The following is an 18668-nucleotide window of genomic DNA, read 5'->3' as shown; positions in this document are numbered from 1 at the left end:
GGCGGCTGGTGAACAGGCGCATGTCCAGCAGCGGATCGGGACGGCTCAGGCACCGCCGTACGAAAACGGTGAGCGCGCAGCCGGCCACGGTGAGGCTCTCCTCCTTGGCGAAGCGCTTGAGCGCCCACACCAGCACGACCATGCCGACCAGCGACAGCGCCGCGCCCAGGGCGTCCCACCGGCCGGGGCGCGACACGCGCGACTCGGGCAGGATGAGCACCCCGGCGGCCAGCGCGACCACCATGAACGGCACGTTCACCAGGAACGCCGCGTGCCAGGAGAAGTATTCGAGCAGGAACCCGCCCACGCCCAGCACGGCCCGCACCCCGATCACCGCCCCCGCCGACCCGGCGAGCAGCACCAGCGCCGACGCGCCGCCGAACACCGCGAATCCGGTGAGCAGCATGCGCCGCGCGGAGACCTGGGGGGAGTGCGTGGCGACGCCCATCACGCGTCCTCGCCGGTCATGGGGGCCGTGAAGAGGGCGGCGATGGTGTCGGCCAGCAGCCGTTCGCCGAGCGGTTCGTCGTGCAGCGCGGCGTGCCAGGTGGTGCCGTCGGCGAACACGGCGACCGCCGTCGCCCGCTGACGCCCGATGTGCGGGGTCGGCAGCACGACCAGTTCGTCGAACCAGCGCAGGGCCAGCGAGCGCAGCTCGGGGTCGTGCACCGCGGCCCAGGACAGCGCCTTGTCCGCGTGGACGAGCCGCAGGTCCCGCAGGAACCGGTGCCACTCGGCGGCGAGCGCGGCCGGGGCCGTGGCGATGTCCTCCATCGCCGCGCGCGATCGCGAGGTCGGCGTCGATCTCGTCGGCGAGGTGCCGCAGCGCCGCCTCCCGCAGCTCCTCAAGGGTGGCGAAGTACTGCGTGGTGGATCCGAGCGGCACGTCGGCCCGCCCGGCGACCAGCCGATGCGTCAGGCCCTCCGAGCCCACCTCGACGATCAGCTCGGCCGCGGCCTCCACGATCACCCGGCGGCGTGCCGGAAACGCCGAGCGGCGGGCCGGTGTCGCGAGCCGGCCCGCCGCTGGTGGTGACGGTCAGATGGAACGTGGGGCGAGCGTCACTGGCGCTGCCACAGCGCCGGGACGTTCGGCGGCTCCCAGCCGGGCAGGGCGGTGTGCGCCTGCGTGCAGCGGTAGGTGACGCCGTTGTGGATGGCGCGGTCACCGGCGTTGTAGGCGGTGCCCGCGGTCCAGTTGGTCGCCGGGCCCTGGGTCGGGGTGACGGTGGGCGTGGGGGTGGGAGTGGGCGTGACCGTGGGAGTCACGGTCGGCGTCGGCGTCGGGGTCGGCTCCGGGCCGCCGGGGCCCACCTGGAGGTCTACGCAGTTATAGAAGGCCATCGCCGTGTCGGCGATGTTCCAGATGGCGAGCAGCTTGATGCGGCCGGTACGGCCGCCCAGGTTGACCGCGTGGTTGACCACCGACGCGGGTACTCTTCCGCCGTCGTTGAACACCGCGATCCGGGTGCCGTCGACGTAGTACTCCCAGGTGCTGGTGGCGTGGCGGACCTTGATGAACCACTTGAAGTTGACCGTGCCGCCGACGCTGGCCGCGGGCCACGCCTTGGAGTCGTCGTCGAGCGGGGACCACCTGGCGTCGCCGCCGCTGCAGTTGCGCTGGCCCTTGCGGCCTTCGACGCTCTCCGGTTCCCAGATGATCTGGCCGCAGTTGCGGACCTTGCCGGAGGCGCAGTTGGCCTGGCGGCTCGGGGGGTCGGAGACGTAGCCGTGGGCTGATGCCGGTGGCGCGATGAACACCACCGTGGCGGCGGCGACCGCCGCCGAGGCCAAGAACGTGATCAATCTTCGCATGTCACGCTTCCTTCAGGCTGGAGGGATGCATTGAATATAAAGGAAAGTTTCCTAACATTAAACTCCTTCCGCTTACCGGCCCGAAGGATGTGCGCGGCCCTGGGGGTCCGAAGGGGATCGGCCGAGGGCGTGCGGCTTGCGCGCGAGGAGCGTCCGCTCGCGCTCGTCGGCGCACAGCCGTACGGCCCGCTCCAGCTCGGCGTGGGCCTCGTCGCGGCGGCCCAGGCGCGTGAGCGGCTCACCGCGGACGCTCGGCGGCAGGTGCGAGTTCGCGAGTTCCCCGGCGGTGGCCGGCCCGTCCACGATCGGCAGCGCCACGGCCGGTCCCCGGGCCATCGATACGGCCACCGCCCGGTTGAGATCGACCACCGGCGAGGGGGCGAGGCGGCTCAGGGCGAGACGCCCCCGGCGGATCGCGGCGCGATTCAGGCGGCGGCGGTCCTGGTGCTCCGGCAACACCGGCTCGCCGCCGGGCCCGGTACGGGCGGGGAAACGCGCCGCGGTCAGTTCGAGGAGCGCCGGCAGTCCGCCGACCTCGGGTTCGTCCGGCATCAGGCGGGCCGGCACCCGCGCGAGACGCCGGGCCTCGCTCGCCAGGTCGAGGCGGATCACATCGCCGCCGGAACCGGCCGAGGAGCCCTCGGTGAAGATCACGTAGACCACGCTGAGGACGGAGCCCAATCGGGCGGCCCGCTCCTCCGCCGGGGGCACCTCGAACGGCACCTCCGCAGACCTGAGCGTCCTTCGCCCGGGTTATCCGGGCCTGCACGGTGGCGGTCGGGACCAGGAACGCCCGCGCGATCTCGTCGCTGGTCAGACCGCCGGCCACCCGCGGCGTGAGCGCCACCCGCGCCTCCGGCGACAGCGCCGGGTGGTAGGAGACGAACATCAGCGCGAGCACGTCGTCGTCGATCTCGTCCGGGTCCCACAGCACGTCGGCCGCCTCGTGGCCGGGATCGGCGGGCGGAGAACCCGAGACGGCGCCGCCCTCGCCCAGGTCGCGGGCGAGGGCGGCGTACCTCTCGTCGAGGGCGGCGCGACGGCGGTAGGCGTCGATCGCACGCCGCCGGCCCACCGTGAGCAGCCGACCGGCGGGACTGCGCGGCACGCCGTCGCGTGGCCAGGTCACGAGCGCCTCGGCGAGGGCCTTCTGGGAGAGGTCCTCGGCCGGCGCGAAGTCGCCGGTATAGCGGGTGAGCGCGCCGATGATCCGCGCGGACTCGATCCGCCACACGGCGGCGACGGCCTCACGGCCCGTGGGGTCGGCCGTCCGCGATGGCTCCGCTCAGCGCCGCCCGGTGGACTCGCGCCACGCGCGCTCGTTTTGTCGTCCCCCGGACCCTGTCGACCTTAGGGCGAACCGGCCCCGTCCAGAATCGACGGCACCTCCGATTCCTCTCGCCCCAATTGCCGCAGCAGGCTCCAGTTGTCGGTGCGCACCCACTCCTCGACGAGGCGGCCGTGGTCGTCGAAGCGGAAGATGTTGATCAGGTCGAACACGACGCGTGCGCCGTTGGGCGGCAGCGGACCGGCGGGGGACTGGGTGAACTCGCGGACGAAGACGCCCTCGATCCAGGTCTGGCAGGCCACGTGGTGGCCCTCGACCACCATGACGCCGCGCCGGATCGACCGGTCGTCGAAGGCCGCGCGCACCGAGGCGAAGTAGTCGTCGAGCCCCTCGAAGCCGGACTCGAATCCGTCGGGCCCGTGGAAGCGGAACCGCTCCGTGTCGAAGTAGGTCGCCGCCTCGGCGAGATCCTCGCCCGACACCTCCAGCTCACCGGCGCGGACCAGACGTGCCACGAGTTCGTCGCGGGTGAATCGCTTTGTCATGTGACCAGCGTGCATCTCGTCGGGTATGCGGTCCAACGATGATTCGGCATCTCACCCATGACTAACGCGCATGATAGCTTCTGACCATGGCGGAGTTCACCCTCACCGGCCTGCGGGTCGTTCACCAGGTGGCCGTGACGGGGTCGTTCACCCGCGCCGCCGAGCGGCTCGGCTACACACAGTCGGCCGTCTCCCGCCAGGTCGCCGCCATGGAGACGGCGGCCGGAGCGCCGCTATTCGATCGCGGCGGGCGCGGTGTGGCGCTCACCCCGGCGGGCCAGGTGCTCGTCCGGCGCGCGACCGAGATCCTCGCCGACCTGTCGGCGACCGAGCTGGAGCTCGCCGGGCTGCGCGATCGGCTCGCGGGCCGGCTGTCGATCGGCGCCTACCCAACGGCCGCCATGGCGCTGGTCCCGCGCGCCATGGCGGAGGTGACCTCCGGCCATCCCGGTCTCTCCGTGATCCTGGAGGAGGCCGCGACGCCCGCCCTGCTCCGGCGGCTGCGGGCCGGACGGCTGGACGTCGCGGTCATCGGCGTCGGCCACGGCCTGCCCCACTACGACCTGCGCGAGCTCCGGCAGACCACCGTGGTGCACGGCGATCTCCTGGTGGCCGTCTCCGACCGGCATCGGTTCGCGGGCCACGACAGCGTCACCGTGCCCGACCTGGCCCACGAGCGCTGGATCGCCGGAGACGGCGCGGCGGGCGAGCCGCAGTTCGGAGCCTGGCCGACGCTGCCCGACCCGCACATCGCCCACACCGCGCGCGCCTGGTCGACCCGCCTCGGCCTGGTCGCGGCCGGCCTGGGCGTCACGGTCATTCCCGCCCTCGCCCTGCCCGCGCTCCCGGCGGGCGTGCGAGCCGTGGCCGTCGCCGACGGCCAGTGGACCGGCCGCGCCTGCGTCGCCGTGACCCGGCCCCGCCCGCCCGCCCAGGCTCAGGCGATGGTGACGGCCCTGCGCAACCAGGCCACCGCCTTCCCCGCCGCAGGCACATCGGCTGATCGCCTGGCACCCGCCGGGACACCCGGGCAACACGGAGTGTGACCAACCCCGCCGGAGCACCCGTGATCGGTTTCCTGGGCGGCCGTCTCGGCGGCCCGTGCTTTTCGAGCGGGTGACGGGAGTCGAACCCGTCCTTCGAGCGTGGCGTGCTCGTGTGCGTCCGCTGACACTTCACCCGCGGATCCTCCCGCGGCCCGCGATCAGCCTGGCGATGGACGGCGCCATGGTGACCACCGTGCCGCCGTCCGGTCGTGCCGTACGGCGAGCCGCGGGAGGAACGCGCCCCGACGCGCGGGGCGGAGCCGCAGCGGGGAGTCGAACCCCGTCCTACCGGGTGGAAGCCGGTCGCCTTCACCACTTCGGCCTCTGCGGCACGGCTCCCGCCGGGACGGGAGCCGCTTTCGCGGCGCGCACGCCGCGGGTGGACCGACGGAGACTCGAACTCCGTACTCCTGTGTGCAAGGCAGGTATGATCCCTGGTTCACCATCGGCCCTCGGCGCCTTCGCGGATCCGAAAGCGCGCGGAGAAAACAAGAAAGCCGCCTGGGCTGTCCCGGGCGGCTTCGCGGAGGATTCCCTCACGGGATTATCCAGAAGCCCACCCACGGGCGAGGCCGCCGCCGGCCGCCGCCCCGGAGGCGGCGTAAAGCGCGCCGGAGACGAACGCGGTGCGTGGCGCGGCACCGAGACCGCCCGCGGCACCGAGGCCGGGCGTAACGCTAATGCCGGGCGTAAAGCCGAGGCTGGGCGTAACGCTGTGGTGATTCATGTCCGGCCTCCCTCCGCGGTGTTCTTCCCGTTTCCGTTTCCGTTCGTGTGCCACGTTAGCCGGGCCGTTCCCGGCCGCGCCACGCATTTATTCCGGCCGGTGCGGGACGGCGGCGGCGACGGTGGAGACCGGCGGTGAGCACCGCCGGCGCCATCGTGCCGTCTATCAAACGTCGTGGCCGGAAACGGACTTGATGGTGCGCAGGAAGGCGGACCATTGGTCGGGAGTGAAGGTGAGAATGGGCCCGTTCGGATCCTTGCTGTCACGGACGGCGACCACACCGGGGAGGTTGGTGGCGACCTCCACGCATTCTCCGCCGTTGCCCCCGCTGGCGGTCGCCTTGCGGAACCGCGCGCCCATGAGGTTTATGTCGTTCATTGCTCCATCACCCTCTCGATGAGCCGCAATGACTCGCTTTGCGAATAGGCGTCATCCCGGATGATGTCACATTGAAGGGTAAGTCGTGAGAGCAGTCGGGGTTCGGTGGTCACCACCCCGTCACCTGACGACTGAATGGTGGCCACCTGCATGTCATTCGGCAGTTGAGCGAGTGCGAAAGCGCTCAGCAGACCGGGGGCGCAGCCCGCGTCGATCGGCACGACCTGGATGGTCACGGCCGGGTGGTCGGCCATTTCGAGCAGGAACCGCAGTTGCCCGGCGAGGACGGCCCGGCCGCCGATGGGCCGATGGAGAACCGTTTCGTCGATCATCACCCAGACGCGTGGGGGGACCTCGCGCCGGAGGATCGACCGCCGTTCCATCCGCGCCGACACACGCTGTTCCACTTCGTTCGCGGGCAGGCTCGGCTCACGCTGATAGATCGCCCGCGCGTAGGCCTCCGTCTGTAGAATTCCGGGTACCAGGAGGGGATCCCAGAAGCGAAGGTAGGTCGCCTGCGGTTCGACCTCCAGCCATCTGCCGAACCAGCCGAGGCTGCCGATCTCGCGAATCAGCCGCTCGTACAGGCCGGTGAAGTGCTTTTTGTCGGTCAGCTCGAAGGCGACGTCGAGGGCCTCGGCGATTTTGCGCTGGGGCTTTTTCTCGCCGCGCTCGATATGGGAGATCAGAGTCCGGTGACAGCCGATGCGGGCGCCGAGGGCGATCTGCGACAGGCCGGTCTGCTGTCGGAGTCTCACCAGCTCGGCAGCGAATATGCCCTGTGCGGTCAAACCCGACTCAAGGTCTCGGCCCACGCTATCCTCCTGGTTCGGGTGTGACGGATCGACGTCGAGAGTGCAACGTAATGTGATGCGGTGACATTTCCTTCGTCACTGCACGTCACTTAGTGTCACGCCATTCACACCGCTGTGGACATTGTGGCAGGCCCCAAGGTGCGGCGGCTACTCGTTCCCGGGTCTGGCAGTGCGGGTAATCGGCGCTACCGGACATCTTGGGCATCTCACGCATATCTACTTGGAGTGCGTCGGCATTACTTGAGTGGACAAAACACATATTTGCCACTCAGGAGGATCGGGGCGGGCCGAGGGTCTGCGCGAGGACCGCGCGTATGTCCGCCACCGCGACCGGCTCCTCGGCCATCAGGACGCGGATGCACAGGCCGTCCGATACCGCGACCAGCGCCTCGATCGCGTGCCGGTCGTCGGTGTGCCGCCCGGCGATCGCGGCGGCGGCGGCCCTGAAACCGGCCGAGCGCGCGAGCGGCTGCCGGCGCGGCTGGGCCGGTGCGTGAGGGGCCGACCCTGCCCGCGAACATCAGGACGGTCAGCAGCAGGTGACCGGCCATGGGGAAGTCGGCCGTGATCCCCGTGGACAGGCCCACCGTCGCGAAGGCCGAGACGACCTCGAAGAGCACGGCGTCCAGGCCGTGGGAGGTCAGCCCGACCAGGACGCACGTGGACACCGACACCAGGACGGCGCTCAGCACGGTGATCGCGATGGCCTGCCGCTGGGTGGCCGCGCCCAGCGAGCGGTGGGCGATGTCCACCCTGGACCGGCCGCGCAGTTCGGCCCAGGCCATGAAGAGCAGGACGCCGAGCGTGGTGACCTTGACGCCGCCAGCGGTCCCGGCCGTCCCGCCGCCGATGAACATCAGCGTCGGTGACCAGCCAACTGGTGGGATGCGTCTGGGAGATGTCCAGGCTGTTGAACCCGGCGGTGGCGTTCCGACGCATCACCCCACCGTCGGCCGGTCTACGGCTCCACGATCAGTAGAACCAGGGCGGCGCTGGGGGCGCAGCGGAGCAGGCCCTCGCGGACGGCGGCCGCGGCTTCTGGCAGAGGGACGCGGAGTACTCTCAAGTCGGCCTCGGACGACTCCGGGGCGGCCGGGCCCGGTGTCGGCCGCTCGACGCGCCACAGGTGGACCGAGCAGTCAGTGAGGCCCGGCAGGGGCAGGAGGGAGCCGTGCCCGGTCCATGTGCCGCCGTGGTACCCCGTCTCCTCGGCCAACTCGCGTCGCGCCGCGGCCAACGGGTCGGCGTCGCCCGGGTCGACGGCCCCGCCGGGCAGTTGCCACATGGCCCCGCCGAGGTAGTGGTGCTGCTCGACGATGAGGAGCCCCCCGTCGACAAGAGCCGCCACCCGCACCTGGTCGGGCGCCTGAACCCAGTCGTAGTCGCCCGGTCGCCCATCGGGCCCGGTGACCTGGTCATGGTGAACCTGGAAACGTGGTGTGTGAAATGGCGTCGTGCCGCTGTGCCGGGTCCAGGGTCCTCGCTGCTCCACAGGGATCACCGTACCGACAGGGGCGGTGCGGTGGCCGAAGGCGGGTTTAGCATCGCCTCCGCATCCCGGATGCCGGCGAGCCGGGCGAACGCCAGCAGGTACTCATGGGCGTTGCGCTGGAGTAGGCGTAGTTCGGCGCGGCACTCCGTGGCGAGGGGCCAGTCCGTCTCCGGGCGCCCCGGTGACTCCTGCTCGAAGGCCCGCAGGCGCGGGTGCCACCGGCTCAAGAACGGACGCAGTTCGAGGTTCAGGAAGTTCACGGCCAGGCACTCCACGGTCATCCCGATGTTCACATGGGTGGAGGGGCGGCTGACCTTCAGCGTCTCGCGGGTGGTCGCGAACAGGCCGTACAGGGACGTCAGGGCCTCCCTCAACAAGCCGTCCTCGTCGTCGAGCCGCTGCGCCGACACCCGCGTCACCGACTCGATGAACAGTTGCCAGGCGACCTGGCGCGAGTCGTTGTTGACCACGAAGGTGAGTTCACTGAGCTGCGGCAGGGTCACCTTCACCTCCGCGAGGCGGGCGGAACGCCGGTAGGCGTCGAGACCGCCGGCGACCAGAGCGCCCGCCAGAGCGCCGGTGATCGCGAACAGCAGGAAGCCACTGGTACGGCCGATCGCGAAGACGCCGAGTCCGACGACCGCCCCCGCTGTCACAGACAGCCCGACACGTAATAACCGGCGGGTCGCTGGTCTGTCGAGTCGGCTCATGTTCGTCCCTCGATCCTGCGCGCGCCGTTCCCACCGGCCATGGTCCGGCCCTGGCCCGATGACGGACCCTACCCTCATTCGTGCCCGTGCCGACACCGCGCGCAGTAGAGTCCAGAGTTGCTCGCCCCAGTGATTGGGTCCAATCCGACGCAGAGGGAAATGCTATGTTTCTATGCAAATCCCTGTTTTTACGTCGACAGTGCTTTTGGCGTCCGCCTAGATCGGCCTCGGCTCGGATCACGCTGCTGGTCTCGGCTTTGGCGACGGTCGTCTTCGCCGGCGGATGCGGCGACACAAGCGGGTCGACCCAGGCCGTGCCCTCGCCTCCTGCCGTTTCGCCCTCGCCCTCCGCCCTTGAGTCCTCGCAGGCGCCCTTTCCGCCGAGCCCGCCGGCTGCCACGCGGTGTGCCGGCAAGGTGCTCGATCACCGTGACGTCCGGCATCCGGACCTGGGGGCGGTCCGCGTGTTCCTGGTCCGGCGACCCCCTCCCCGCCAGCTCACCGGGTGCGTCGCGGCCGTCACCGGCGGCGGGCGGGTACTGGCCTTCACCGACGTGGACAGCTACGAGAACTCCCTGCGCTTCGCCGACCCGGTGACCGACGCCACCAGGAACATCTTCGTGACCTACAACCCCGGGCGCTATGACGGGGTGCTGGTGCTCGTACCCAACGCGGACGGATTCGAGGACATCGGCTGGCGCAGCACAGAGGACCACTATTCGGGCGGGAGGTTCGCATATTATTACGCACGGCTCGTCGGTCCCGGCACAGACGGCAGATACACGATCACCCGCTATGAGAACTCGTGCGATCCCAGCTGCGCTGCAGGCGCCATCAATCAGGTGACGTTGCGTTGGAACGGTCGCGATTATCTGCCGGCCGAATGATGCCGAGGCGCTTGCCGGCACGGGTTGAGGGGCTCGGTACGGCGTTCGCATGGCTGCGGTCCTCCCTGGCTCGCCGCAGACGGGTCAGGACGGATCTCGGGTACGGCGTTTTCCTCTCATACAGCGGTGAGCGCGAGCGGCGATGGCTGCCGCATCTGCAGCGGGTAATCGAAAAGCAGTCCCGCCCCTGGTATAGGCCGCCGCGCCTCAGGGTCTTCCTCGACTACAGCGGTGTGTCGATCGGGCCGCAACTTTGGCACAAGATCAAAGCAGGTCTTGCCCGCTCCGACTGGCTCGTGGTCCTCGCGTCGCCGGAGTCGAGGGACTCGGTGTGGGTCGACCGGGAGATCGAGTGGTGGCTTGAGCACAAAGCGGTGAACAACATCCTGCTCGTTGTCACCGCCGGGCGGTTGGTGTGGGACGAATCGCGGGCCGACTGGGATCCGGAACTGTCAACGGCGCTGCCCGCCCGTTTGCTGGGAAGATTCGAGCAGCAACCGGTCTGGAAATCTGTGGACCTCCGCCACCCTGACAGCGATGCGGGCTTCCCTCCCGATATCGACGGCGTCGCATTCGGTATCGCGTCCGTGGTGCGCGGCCTTCCCGAGGACGAGCTCAGGTCAGAAGGTCTCGCCGACACCAAGCGCAACCTGCGGACAGCCAGGATCGTCATGGCCGTGTTGGGGTTGCTGCTCCTGGTCGCGAGTACGGTGTCGGTGATCGCACTGGCCTCGCGTGCCGAGGCCACCCGCCAGCGTGACCACGCTGTCGCCCAACAACTGATCGTCCAGAGTTCTCTGCTCGGCGACCGGGACCCGTTCGGTGCCCGGCTGAAAGCGCTGGCGGCGTGGCGTATCGATCCCTCCGCGGAAACCCGTCTCGCGGTCCTCAACGCCTCTGTCGATCCGCGATCCGGCTTGCTCCCCCATCCCTGGCCCGTGGGGGCGGTGGCTTTCAGCCCCGACGGCAGGACCATCGCTTCCGGTGGTGGCGACGGCATGGTGCGGTTCTGGGACACGGCGACACAGCAGAAGGCGGGCAACTCGCTCGCCGGGCACAATCGGGGCGTCACATCAGTGGCCTTCGGGCCAGACGGTGAGACGCTGGCGAGCTCAAGCTTCGACGGCACTGTCCAGTTGTGGGATGTCGCCCGTCGCATACCGATCGGTGCTCCGCTCAATGCCCAAGACGGCATGATCACCTCGGCTGTCTACAGCCCCGACGGCAGGACGCTCCTCACTGTCGGTGAGAGGGCCGTCCGGGTGTGGGACGTGGCGACCCACCGCCGGATCGGCGAGCCGCTCGGCGGTTCCGGCGGCACGTCCTCGGTGGCCTTCAGCCCCGACGGCAGCACATTCGCCTCCGCGTTCGGCGCGGGCGTACAGCTCTGGGACGCCGGATCGCGTGCACGGATCGGCGGGGCGCTGGGGGGAGCTGACAGTTCCCCGAATTTGGTCTCCTTCAGCCCCGACGGCAGGATTCTCGCTTCCGCCGGCCACGGCGTCCAGCTTTGGGACACGACCACCCGGACCCCCATCGGAAAATCGTTCGCCTCCACCTCGGCGGGGATTGAGTCGATGACTTTCAGCCCCGACGGCGCGGTGCTCGCCACCGGTCAGGTCGACGGCAGCGTGCGTCTTTGGGACGTCGTGCGGCACAGTCAGGTGGGGACACCGTTGATCGGGCACGGCAGTACGGTCACGGCCGTTGCCTTCAGCCCGGACGGATCGGTCTTGGCCAGTTCGAGTGACGACACCACAGTCCGCCTCTGGGACATCCGCACGCAATGGCAGGTCGGAGCACCGATCGATACCGGTGGCACGGTGGCACTCAGCCCAAATGGCCAGATTCTGGCAATGGGCTCGCGTGCCAACGTGCGCTTCTTGAACGTCGCCACGCGTCGCTGGACCGGCGATCCTCTGGTCCATGGTGTCGACGACGGCCTTACCCTCATGTTCTCCTTCAGCCCCAATAATGCCGTCCTCGCGGTCGCCTCTCGAAGAATACGACTCTGGGATGTCGCGGCCCGCCGCCCCATCGGCAAGCCGCTGCTGCTCGGCGATGAGGTGAACGCGCTGGCCTTCAGTCCGGACGGCAGGACCCTCGCCAGTACGTCGGACTCCGTACGCATATGGGATCTGGCGACACATCGCCAGATCGGTACCGCGCTCGATGTCAGGGCAACGGAGGTCGCATTCAGCCCTGACGGCCGCACCATTGTGACCGACACGGCGAACAACACCGCAGCGCTCTGGGACGTGGCCACGCACCGCCGTCTCGGCGAAACCTCGGCCGACCACACCACGCAGATCACCGCAGTGGCGTTCAGCCCCGACGGCGAGACGTTCGCGACAGCGAGCCGCGACAGTACCGTCCGCCTCTGGGACGCGGTCACACGTAAGAAGATCGGGGATCCGCTGAACGGCCACCGCAGCGGCGTCACTGCCATAGCGTTCAGCCCTGACGGGAGAACTCTCGCCACCGGCGGCATGGACCATACGGTCAGGCTCTGGGACGTCACCACCGGGCGCCAGATCGGCGATCCGCTTGCGGGACACGGCGCCGATGTCGTCGGTTTGGCCTTCGACCCTGGCGGCAGGACAATGGCCAGCTGGGGCGAAGACGGCACAACACGGCTGTGGAACGTCGAAGCGACGGTGGACCCGGTGCGTTCACTGTGCGGATGGGCCAGAGGTGCCTTCACCCCCGACCGATGGCGCGACAACGTGCCGCCCGGCCCCGAGTCTCGCCCTCTTTGCCCGTCGTTTTGACAGATGACACGATCGCACCGTGCCGGCCGCGACCGTGCGGGCGAATCGTGACCTGGGCCGCGGACCACTGCGGACAGGCGATGCCGCGCCATGGTTCGGTGCTCAGCCGGAGAGGGTCCAGCTCGCGAGGAGGTCGAGGGCGCGTTTTGAGGGGGAGCCGGGTTCGGCGGTGTAGACGAACAGCGTCGTATCGGGGTCTCCGGGCAGGACGAGCGTCTCGTACTCGACGGTCAGCTCACCGACGAGAGGATGGCGCAGGCGTTTGCAGCCGTGCGTGCGCTGGTGGACGCGGTGCCGGTCCCACCAGTGGGCGAACTCGGGGCTGTGCTCGCGCAGGTCGGCGATGAGGGCTGCGGTGGCCTGGTCGTCCGGGGCGCGGCCCGCGTCGAGCCGCAGGCTCTCCACCGCGGCCCGGGCCTGGGCCTCCCAGTCGGCGAACAGCGATCGGGCGTCGTCATCGAGGAACATCCACCGGGCGTAGTTGCGATGCCGGGGCGGGAGCCGTTCGAAGTCGGTGAACAACGCCTTCCCCATTCGGTTGGCGGCGAGCACGTCGGTGCGGCGGCCGAGGACGAGGGCGGGCTCGCCGTCGAGGGCGTCGATGAGCCGGTAGAGGCCGGGGCGCACGCGCTGGACGCCGTGGGCCCGCCGCCGCACGGGCACGGCGGTGATTCCGATGAGGTCGCGCAGATGGGCGCGTCCCGCCTCGTCGAGCCCGAGGGCGCGGCCGACGGCCTCGACGACCGCCGGTGACGGGGTGATGCGACGGCCCTGTTCGAGGCGGGCGTAGTAGTCGGCCGAGACTCCGGCCAAGAGGGCGACCTCCTCACGGCGCAGGCCAGGGACCCGTCGTACGCGGCCGTCCGGGGGCAGGCCGGCCCGTGACGGATCGACCTGGCTCCGGGCCCGTCGCAGGAAATCGGCGAGTTCGCGGTTGGTGACGGCCATGAGACCCATCATCTCTCCTGCCGTCCGGGCCTGACCGGTCCTGTGCGTCCTAGGTCGCGCAGGGCGCGATGTGGGCCCCCGGGAGCGGGTCGTGCCGAACCAGGCTGGTGCTGCGGACGACATTCGACGAGCAGAGGATGATCATGAGCTTTCCGACAGATCGACCGGCCGTCTGGTTCGTGACCGGAACCTCCCGGGGTCTCGGTCTCGAACTGGTCGGGCAACTGCTGGCGCGCGGTGACCGCGTGGCCGCCACGACACGGTCGCCCGAGCGGCTGCTCGCCGCGCTCGGCGACGGGTTCGACCCGTCGCGTCTTCTCCCGCTCACCGTCGACCTGCGCGACGAGGCGGCGGTCGGGCGGGCCGTGGGGGAGACCACCGAGCGCCTGGGCGGTCTGGACGTCGTCGTCAACAACGCGGGCTACGGCTTTTTGGCCGCGGTGGAGGAGACCGGCGACCGTGAGGTCCGCGACATGCTCGACGTCCAGGTCGTGGGCGTGTGGAACGTGTTGCGTGCCGCCCTGCCCGTCCTTCGTGAGCAGGGCGGCGGCCATATCGTGAACGTGTCCTCGATCCTGGGCCTGACGGCCGTCCCGGGCTGGGCCCTGTACTGCGCGGGCAAGTTCGCGCTGGAAGGGCTGAGCGAGGCCCTCGCCGCCGAGGTGGCGGATTTCGGCGTCACGGTCACCATCGTCGAGCCCGGCTACTTCCGGACGGAGTTCCTCACCGGGGACTCGCTCGCCCTGCCCGCCGAGCCGACCGAGCACTACCCGGCCATCCGCGCGATGACCCTCGCCCACCTCGAACTGCAGGGCGGCCAGCTCGGCGACCCGGTCAGGGGCGCCGGGGCGATCATCGGCCGGGTCGTGGCCGGGGAGGGCCCGCTGCGGCAGCTTCTCGGCTCGGACGCCCACTCCTACGCCGCCGCCAAGGTCGAGGCCCTGCGGGCGAACGTCGAGGCCGCCGCGCTCAGCGCGCCCGCCACCGACTTCCCGGCCGCCTGAGCGATCGGCGGCCGGGCTTCCGGTAAAGGGTCAGGTCCGGGAGTCCGCGCGCGAGCCGTCAGGCCTCACGGCCTCTGTTCAGGACGGTCCTCGTGAGATCGCCAGCAGCGCCGCCGTGTGGCGTTCGAAGGCGTCTCGCCCCCCCTCCGTTATGGCGAGCCAGGTGCGTGGCCGCCTGCCCACATATCCTTTCTGAACCTGGATGTAGCCGGCGAGCTCCAGGGATTTCATGTGCTTCGATAACGCGCCCGCGCTGACCGCGACCGCATCACGCATCTTGCCGAACTCTAATGTTCTGTTTCTGGAAAGAATCGCAAGGATCGAGAAACGAATGGGCGGGTGAATCACGGCGTCGAGTTCCAGGCGAGGATGTGCGACAGAGCCGCTCACTGGAAGATCCTACTTTCTTCCGAACTGATACGGACAGATGCCTTGGGGGCGATCCAGAACTGATGCGGAGTTCTGGTGCAGGGACGCGCGGATCCGGCACGCGGGTGGTGCGCAGGGCCCTGCGACACGAACGATCCTCATTGAAGGGGATCCGGGCGGCAGAACCAAGATCTTCGGCTGTCCCGAACAGTCCCGAACGGCCCTCGAACAGCCTCGAATGACGTCGCACGGGTAGGAACCGGGCGACCACCTCGGGTGTCCCGAACCGGTCGGAGGGGCATGGCGCCGTGACATGAGAACGGCCATCGCCTGACCCTTCGTGATCGCGACACCGAGCTCGAAGGAGGAGGCGATGGCCGTGAACGGCGGCGCGGGCTCCGTGGCCCGGCCGGCGACTTTATCGCGGAAAACAGTAGACCTGGTGATAAACGGTGGAACCGTCCGCCCGCTGCGACTTGTAGAGGTCATAGCCGAGCCCGAACGGCGGCTGGACCCAGCCGACATAGGTCGCGCCGGCCGGAGCGCGTTCCGGGCAACGCGGCTTACCGGGCCACGGCAACGGCCACGGCATCCCATCGGAAACGACGGACGATCGAGATGAATCGGCCGGTGAATTCGCCTGGGCGGGGCCGGCGGCAATCGACGACCCGATGGCAAGAAGCGCTACGAGGGCGTATTTCATGACCACCTCTGAGAAAATAGGGATGAAGGTCTCTGCCGTACCGGAGACGTGACGGCAGGTTCAGGAGCCGCCCGTCCAGCCGCCCGCCGAACCCCAGGGGCTGACGGCCGGGTCGGACATGGGGAGGCCACAGGCGAACGCCAGGAGCGGGTTCCGGGTGCCGCCCGGCCGGAAATCGGACAGCGGCATGCCCCAGGGAACCAGCCCGCCGAAGATGGATCCGGAGAGCCCGCGCCCGCCCGCGGCCAGCCACATGCTGTGCGCGGCCACTCCCGCCTGGTGCATGACCATCCTGTGGGCATGGGCGCCGGCCGTCGCGACGGCGGGAAGATCGCAGGTGATCATGGTCAGCAGGGGCGCGTCGGCGAACTCGTCCTGCAGCAGCCACTCGCGGGCGGGAGGAAGGTCGAGGAGGAAGGTGACCTGCGTGCCGGCGGGATCCACGTCGTAGAGTCCGGGCCGCAGTCCCTCCACCCGGTACGCGGCGGCCAGGAGCCGGACATGAGGGACCGTCTCCGCGGTGCCCAGAGCCGCCCGCGCCGACATGGGGGCCTGCAGGACCCCGGCCATCGTGGCCTGGTCGATGCCGTCCGGACGGTAGAACCGGGTGGCCTGGCGCAGGGCCAGTACGGTCGCCGGGTCCACCGTGGTCGCGCTCGCCGGGGGAAGGCGATGCTCGTGGGCCCTCTCCGCGGGAGGGTCCCACCGCCGTGCCAGGCCGGTCGCGCCCGCGCGATGTGTCCGCGCGATGAGCTCGTTCACGATCTCCTGCGGCCGGTAACCGGGAGTCCAGCTAGTCATGGGCGGCGCCCTCTCGTTCGGGACCGACGCTCGTACGGCGGAGCGTGAGCACGGTGGTGACGGGCGTCTGCCGGGAATCGAGGTCGAGCAGGTCGATCAGCCGGCCGTCGTCCCAGTCGGCGAGCGCGCCGACCGTCCAGCCGAGATGCGCGGCCTGGAACGCCAGTTGCCAGGTGGCGACGCCGGAGTCCAGGTTGACGATCCGGTATCCCAGGCTCTGGTACTTGTTCTCCAGCTTCAGGCTGTCCCCGACCAGGACCAGCACGGCGTCCGCCTCGGTGTCGACACCCGGAACGGCGTCGGCGAGCCGCTTCGCCGGCACCGCGATCCCGCTGCGCAGCAGGAGGTTGGCCACCGAGTCGTAGACGTGCACCACCGGTTCCAGCCGCGCCCGGTTGGCTTCCAGGGGAAGCAGATAGGCCGTCTGGGAGCCCATGTTGCCGCCGGAGGGAGCCCAGCGGCGACGGGTGGCTCCCCGCGACGCCGTCGCCGCGATGAACTCGCGGATCCCGAAGGAGCACTCCAGCAGGGACGTAAGCTCCGCGCCGGCCTCGCCGGTGGCGTCGATCGGCTGCCAGTCGCGCGGGCGCTCGAAGAAGTGGAGTTCGATGTTCGAGGCGCTGTAGTGGTTCTGGTGTGCGCCGGCCGGGATGTACCGGCGAGGCGGCAGCGTGACCTCGTGTTCGAAGGCGACCGCGAGCAGGTCGTCCCTCTCGATCGGTTCGGTGTCCGGCCGGCAGGAGGCGCAGCCGGGCAGCGGGACGAAGGTCTCGACCTCGGCCGTCCAGGCGTCGCAGTCGATGATCCTGACGGCCGACTCGTCGTACAGCGGCTCCACTCCCGTGGCCAGCCGGCACACCTCACCGCCCACCAACCCCGCCAGCAGGTCCTCCTGCCAGGCGGGGATCGCGGCGCCGTCCGATCGCGGCAGCGGGCGCTGCGCGCGATAACACGGCAGGCAGCCGGACCAGCCGTCCTCGAAGAGCGGGCTGATCAGGGCGCCCGAGCCGGTCGCGGAGACGAGGAACCAGCGTCCGCCGCTCGCCCGCACCGAGGCGTCGAAGGCGGTCAGCAGGTCCAGGTCCAGGGTGCCGTCGTCGATCACGACGGTGATCGGAGCGGACGGCAGCGGGGCGGGGCCGAGGGGCAGCCCCTCCTCCCGCGTCGATGTCACGCCGGACTCGCCGAGCACCCGCACCAGCGTCGATCGCAGCGAGCAGGGGGAACCCGCGACCACGACCGGCTGCCGCGCCAGCTTCAGGGCCGCGTGCACTCCGGAGGGATTGTTCCGGGTGGAGTCGACATTCCTGCTCAGGTAGCTCAGCACGCTCGCGGGCACGGACGTGTGCTCCAGCGCGCTCGTCTCCTCGGGCGTCGCACCCCGCTCCAGCATGCCGCAGGAGTACAGCAGCGAAAGCGCCGTCTTGACGATGTCCACGGAGGGCAGCCCGAGCGACTCGGTTATCTCCGCCGCCGATCGCCGCCCGTCCAGGAGGGGGAGCAAGCGCCGGACGAACTCGACGTGCCGGCCGCTGAAGAGCTGGGGCTTGGCGGCGCCCTCGACGAGCAGCTCGCCCTTGCGCACCTCCGCGATCACGAGTCCGTCCACGACCTTGAGATGGTCAGGGAGCGACAGTTGCGGGTCCCGGGCGATGGCGGCGGCGATGTACCGCGAGTCCATGGCGCTTTCGGTGTTCACACATCCCCCTTCGATTCGGTGCCCGCACCGGCGAGATGGTCGGCGAGGCCGCGCCACGAGCGGTCCTGCCGCGAGATCGGCGTCGAGGTCGGATAGCAGCGGGCGCACCCGTGCACCCCCACCGTCCGCCCCCGCAGGAACTGGGCCTTCGCCAGGTTCACGGCCCGGTAGGCGCCGTGCGTCCCGGGGTCGCCGCGGCGCAGCGCGGCCAGGCCCCACTGCGCCAGCCCGGCGGCCGTCAGCACCTGGGAGGGCAGGTGGCCGCCCGGTCCCGCGGGGTCCCTGCTGTAGAAGGCGTGCAGGTCTGACATGGTCTTGCCGACGGTCGAATGCTGTACGGACCGGCGTTCGAAGCATTCGGCGCACGCCCCGGCCCGTCCGGGGAGGATCAGGGGACCGGCTCTGAGCCAGCGTGTCTCATGCACCACGGGGACGAAGGACGCGCCCCACCTCCAGGCCAGATCGCCGACCTCCGCCACCAGCTTCGGGTCGTGCCGCGAGGTCACCAAGACGTAGGTGCCCGCCGCCGGCAGAAGACCGCTCAGCACGCCGTGCCCCTGGGCGAAGAGGGTCGGCTCGCCGTCCACCTCCCGCCGCTGGAGCACCGTGGCCACGTCGGCCGCGAACGGCCCGACGGCGATGACATGTGTCGTGTTCATCTCTTTCTCCG

20 protein-coding genes, 3 tRNA genes and 1 pseudogene are annotated in these 18668 nt (G+C 70.1%); 6 read left to right on the top strand and 18 right to left on the bottom strand.

Features of this window, described 5'->3' with window-relative positions:
• Positions 1 to 104 precede the first annotated feature (104 nt).
• On the top strand, positions 105 to 479 hold the full coding sequence (locus P3X83_RS06205) for a hypothetical protein (RefSeq protein WP_277303886.1): 375 nt from the start codon (positions 105 to 107) through the stop codon (positions 477 to 479).
• Here P3X83_RS06205 and P3X83_RS06200 read toward each other — a convergent pair.
• On the bottom strand, positions 448 to 774 hold the full coding sequence (locus P3X83_RS06200) for a hypothetical protein (RefSeq protein WP_277303885.1): 327 nt from the start codon (positions 772 to 774) through the stop codon (positions 448 to 450). The genes P3X83_RS06205 and P3X83_RS06200 overlap by 32 nt on opposite strands.
• Here P3X83_RS06200 and P3X83_RS06195 point away from each other — a divergent pair.
• The gene (locus tag P3X83_RS06195; RefSeq protein ID WP_277303884.1) at positions 764 to 1036 is read left to right on the top strand and encodes a hypothetical protein; all 273 of its coding nucleotides are present in this window, start codon (positions 764 to 766) and stop codon (positions 1034 to 1036) included. The genes P3X83_RS06200 and P3X83_RS06195 overlap by 11 nt on opposite strands.
• 26 nt (positions 1037 to 1062) lie before the next feature.
• Here the strand turns inward: P3X83_RS06195 and P3X83_RS06190 are convergent, their stop codons facing one another.
• From P3X83_RS06190 to P3X83_RS06180, 3 genes and pseudogenes are all read right to left on the bottom strand, one after another.
• Positions 1063 to 1815, bottom strand: a complete 753-nt coding sequence (locus P3X83_RS06190) for a lytic polysaccharide monooxygenase (RefSeq protein WP_277303883.1) — start codon at positions 1813 to 1815, stop codon at positions 1063 to 1065.
• A 72-nt stretch (positions 1816 to 1887) separates the two neighbouring features.
• Positions 1888 to 3049, bottom strand: a pseudogene (locus P3X83_RS06185) (DUF6596 domain-containing protein).
• Between the two features lie 116 nt (positions 3050 to 3165).
• Positions 3166 to 3648, bottom strand: coding sequence for an ester cyclase (locus P3X83_RS06180; protein ID WP_277303882.1), 483 nt, complete (start codon positions 3646 to 3648; stop codon positions 3166 to 3168).
• An 86-nt stretch (positions 3649 to 3734) separates the two neighbouring features.
• Here P3X83_RS06180 and P3X83_RS06175 point away from each other — a divergent pair, with 86 nt between their 5' ends.
• Complete coding sequence (locus P3X83_RS06175; RefSeq protein ID WP_277303881.1) at positions 3735 to 4694, top strand: LysR family transcriptional regulator; 960 nt, start codon at positions 3735 to 3737, stop codon at positions 4692 to 4694.
• Between the two features lie 65 nt (positions 4695 to 4759).
• Here the strand turns inward: P3X83_RS06175 and P3X83_RS06170 are convergent.
• The 8 genes from P3X83_RS06170 to P3X83_RS06135 form a co-directional block, all read right to left on the bottom strand.
• Positions 4760 to 4831 (bottom strand) — tRNA-Gly (locus P3X83_RS06170).
• Positions 4832 to 4952: 121 nt separating this feature from the next.
• Positions 4953 to 5025: transfer RNA gene (locus tag P3X83_RS06165), tRNA-Gly, on the bottom strand.
• 49 nt (positions 5026 to 5074) lie between these two features.
• Positions 5075 to 5146, bottom strand: a tRNA-Ala gene (locus P3X83_RS06160).
• A 440-nt stretch (positions 5147 to 5586) separates the two neighbouring features.
• Positions 5587 to 5799, bottom strand: coding sequence for a DUF397 domain-containing protein (locus P3X83_RS06155; protein WP_277303880.1), 213 nt, complete (start codon positions 5797 to 5799; stop codon positions 5587 to 5589).
• Positions 5796 to 6614, bottom strand: a complete 819-nt coding sequence (locus P3X83_RS06150; protein WP_277303879.1) for a helix-turn-helix transcriptional regulator — start codon at positions 6612 to 6614, stop codon at positions 5796 to 5798. The genes P3X83_RS06155 and P3X83_RS06150 overlap by 4 nt, the downstream gene beginning before the upstream one ends.
• 236 nt (positions 6615 to 6850) lie before the next feature.
• Positions 6851 to 7471 carry a potassium transporter TrkG gene (locus P3X83_RS06145; protein ID WP_277303878.1) on the bottom strand — a complete coding sequence of 207 codons (621 nt, stop codon included), beginning with the start codon at positions 7469 to 7471 and terminating at the stop codon, positions 6851 to 6853.
• Positions 7472 to 7572: 101 nt separating this feature from the next.
• Positions 7573 to 8106, bottom strand: a complete 534-nt coding sequence (locus P3X83_RS06140; protein WP_277303877.1) for an NUDIX hydrolase — start codon at positions 8104 to 8106, stop codon at positions 7573 to 7575.
• A gap of 5 nt (positions 8107 to 8111) precedes the next feature.
• On the bottom strand, positions 8112 to 8762 hold the full coding sequence (locus tag P3X83_RS06135; protein ID WP_277303876.1) for a hypothetical protein: 651 nt from the start codon (positions 8760 to 8762) through the stop codon (positions 8112 to 8114).
• A gap of 518 nt (positions 8763 to 9280) precedes the next feature.
• On the opposite strand from P3X83_RS06135, the gene P3X83_RS06130 reads away from it, so the two are divergent.
• Together P3X83_RS06130 and P3X83_RS06125 are read left to right on the top strand one after the other, a co-directional pair.
• Positions 9281 to 9703: a hypothetical protein gene (locus P3X83_RS06130; RefSeq protein ID WP_277303875.1), complete on the top strand. Its 423-nt coding sequence runs from the start codon at positions 9281 to 9283 to the stop codon at positions 9701 to 9703.
• 11 nt (positions 9704 to 9714) lie between these two features.
• Entirely contained in the window at positions 9715 to 12474 is a 2760-nt protein-coding gene (locus P3X83_RS06125) for a TIR domain-containing protein (protein WP_277303874.1), read from the top strand.
• A gap of 102 nt (positions 12475 to 12576) precedes the next feature.
• On the opposite strand, the gene P3X83_RS06120 is transcribed toward P3X83_RS06125, so the two are convergent.
• Positions 12577 to 13422 carry a helix-turn-helix transcriptional regulator gene (locus tag P3X83_RS06120; RefSeq protein ID WP_277303873.1) on the bottom strand — a complete coding sequence of 282 codons (846 nt, stop codon included), beginning with the start codon at positions 13420 to 13422 and terminating at the stop codon, positions 12577 to 12579.
• A gap of 143 nt (positions 13423 to 13565) precedes the next feature.
• On the opposite strand from P3X83_RS06120, the gene P3X83_RS06115 reads away from it, so the two are divergent.
• Positions 13566 to 14426 carry an SDR family NAD(P)-dependent oxidoreductase gene (locus P3X83_RS06115; protein WP_277303872.1) on the top strand — a complete coding sequence of 287 codons (861 nt, stop codon included), beginning with the start codon at positions 13566 to 13568 and terminating at the stop codon, positions 14424 to 14426.
• Positions 14427 to 14504: 78 nt separating this feature from the next.
• On the opposite strand, the gene P3X83_RS06110 is transcribed toward P3X83_RS06115, so the two are convergent.
• The 5 genes from P3X83_RS06110 to P3X83_RS06090 all read right to left on the bottom strand — a co-directional run bounded on the left by P3X83_RS06110 (position 14505) and on the right by P3X83_RS06090 (position 18657).
• Positions 14505 to 14816: a transcriptional regulator gene (locus P3X83_RS06110; RefSeq protein WP_277303871.1), complete on the bottom strand. Its 312-nt coding sequence runs from the start codon at positions 14814 to 14816 to the stop codon at positions 14505 to 14507.
• 397 nt (positions 14817 to 15213) lie between these two features.
• Positions 15214 to 15498, bottom strand: coding sequence for a hypothetical protein (locus P3X83_RS06105; protein WP_277303870.1), 285 nt, complete (start codon positions 15496 to 15498; stop codon positions 15214 to 15216).
• Between the two features lie 60 nt (positions 15499 to 15558).
• Positions 15559 to 16299, bottom strand: coding sequence for a nitroreductase family protein (locus P3X83_RS06100; RefSeq protein ID WP_277303869.1), 741 nt, complete (start codon positions 16297 to 16299; stop codon positions 15559 to 15561).
• Complete coding sequence (locus P3X83_RS06095) at positions 16292 to 17998, bottom strand: nitroreductase family protein (protein WP_277303868.1); 1707 nt, start codon at positions 17996 to 17998, stop codon at positions 16292 to 16294. The genes P3X83_RS06100 and P3X83_RS06095 overlap by 8 nt, the downstream gene beginning before the upstream one ends.
• Positions 17995 to 18657 carry a hypothetical protein gene (locus P3X83_RS06090; RefSeq protein WP_277303867.1) on the bottom strand — a complete coding sequence of 221 codons (663 nt, stop codon included), beginning with the start codon at positions 18655 to 18657 and terminating at the stop codon, positions 17995 to 17997. The genes P3X83_RS06095 and P3X83_RS06090 overlap by 4 nt, the downstream gene beginning before the upstream one ends.
• Positions 18658 to 18668: the final 11 nt, after the last annotated feature.

It is taken from the genome of Spongiactinospora sp. TRM90649 (genome assembly GCF_029382225.1).
In the GTDB taxonomy this organism is placed as follows: Bacteria; Actinomycetota; Actinomycetes; order Streptosporangiales; family Streptosporangiaceae; genus Spongiactinospora.
The sequence above is the reverse complement of the archived record's forward strand: the minus strand, read 5'-3'. Positions and strand labels throughout refer to the sequence as shown.

What these genes read in the sequence shown, in the direction of transcription:
- P3X83_RS06155 (WP_277303880.1), bottom strand. Translation starts at nt 5,799, where the DNA reads ATGAACGACATAAACCTCATGGGCGCGCGGTTCCGCAAGGCGACCGCC.
- P3X83_RS06195 (WP_277303884.1), top strand. Translation starts at nt 764, where the DNA reads ATGTCCTCCATCGCCGCGCGCGATCGCGAGGTCGGCGTCGATCTCGTC.
- P3X83_RS06090 (WP_277303867.1), bottom strand. Translation starts at nt 18,657, where the DNA reads ATGAACACGACACATGTCATCGCCGTCGGGCCGTTCGCGGCCGACGTG.
- P3X83_RS06200 (WP_277303885.1), bottom strand. Translation starts at nt 774, where the DNA reads ATGGAGGACATCGCCACGGCCCCGGCCGCGCTCGCCGCCGAGTGGCAC.
- P3X83_RS06105 (WP_277303870.1), bottom strand. Translation starts at nt 15,498, where the DNA reads ATGAAATACGCCCTCGTAGCGCTTCTTGCCATCGGGTCGTCGATTGCC.
- P3X83_RS06120 (WP_277303873.1), bottom strand. Translation starts at nt 13,422, where the DNA reads ATGGCCGTCACCAACCGCGAACTCGCCGATTTCCTGCGACGGGCCCGG.
- P3X83_RS06100 (WP_277303869.1), bottom strand. Translation starts at nt 16,299, where the DNA reads ATGACTAGCTGGACTCCCGGTTACCGGCCGCAGGAGATCGTGAACGAG.
- P3X83_RS06190 (WP_277303883.1), bottom strand. Translation starts at nt 1,815, where the DNA reads ATGCGAAGATTGATCACGTTCTTGGCCTCGGCGGCGGTCGCCGCCGCC.
- P3X83_RS06175 (WP_277303881.1), top strand. Translation starts at nt 3,735, where the DNA reads ATGGCGGAGTTCACCCTCACCGGCCTGCGGGTCGTTCACCAGGTGGCC.
- P3X83_RS06145 (WP_277303878.1), bottom strand. Translation starts at nt 7,471, where the DNA reads ATGTTCATCGGCGGCGGGACGGCCGGGACCGCTGGCGGCGTCAAGGTC.
- P3X83_RS06180 (WP_277303882.1), bottom strand. Translation starts at nt 3,648, where the DNA reads ATGACAAAGCGATTCACCCGCGACGAACTCGTGGCACGTCTGGTCCGC.
- P3X83_RS06115 (WP_277303872.1), top strand. Translation starts at nt 13,566, where the DNA reads ATGAGCTTTCCGACAGATCGACCGGCCGTCTGGTTCGTGACCGGAACC.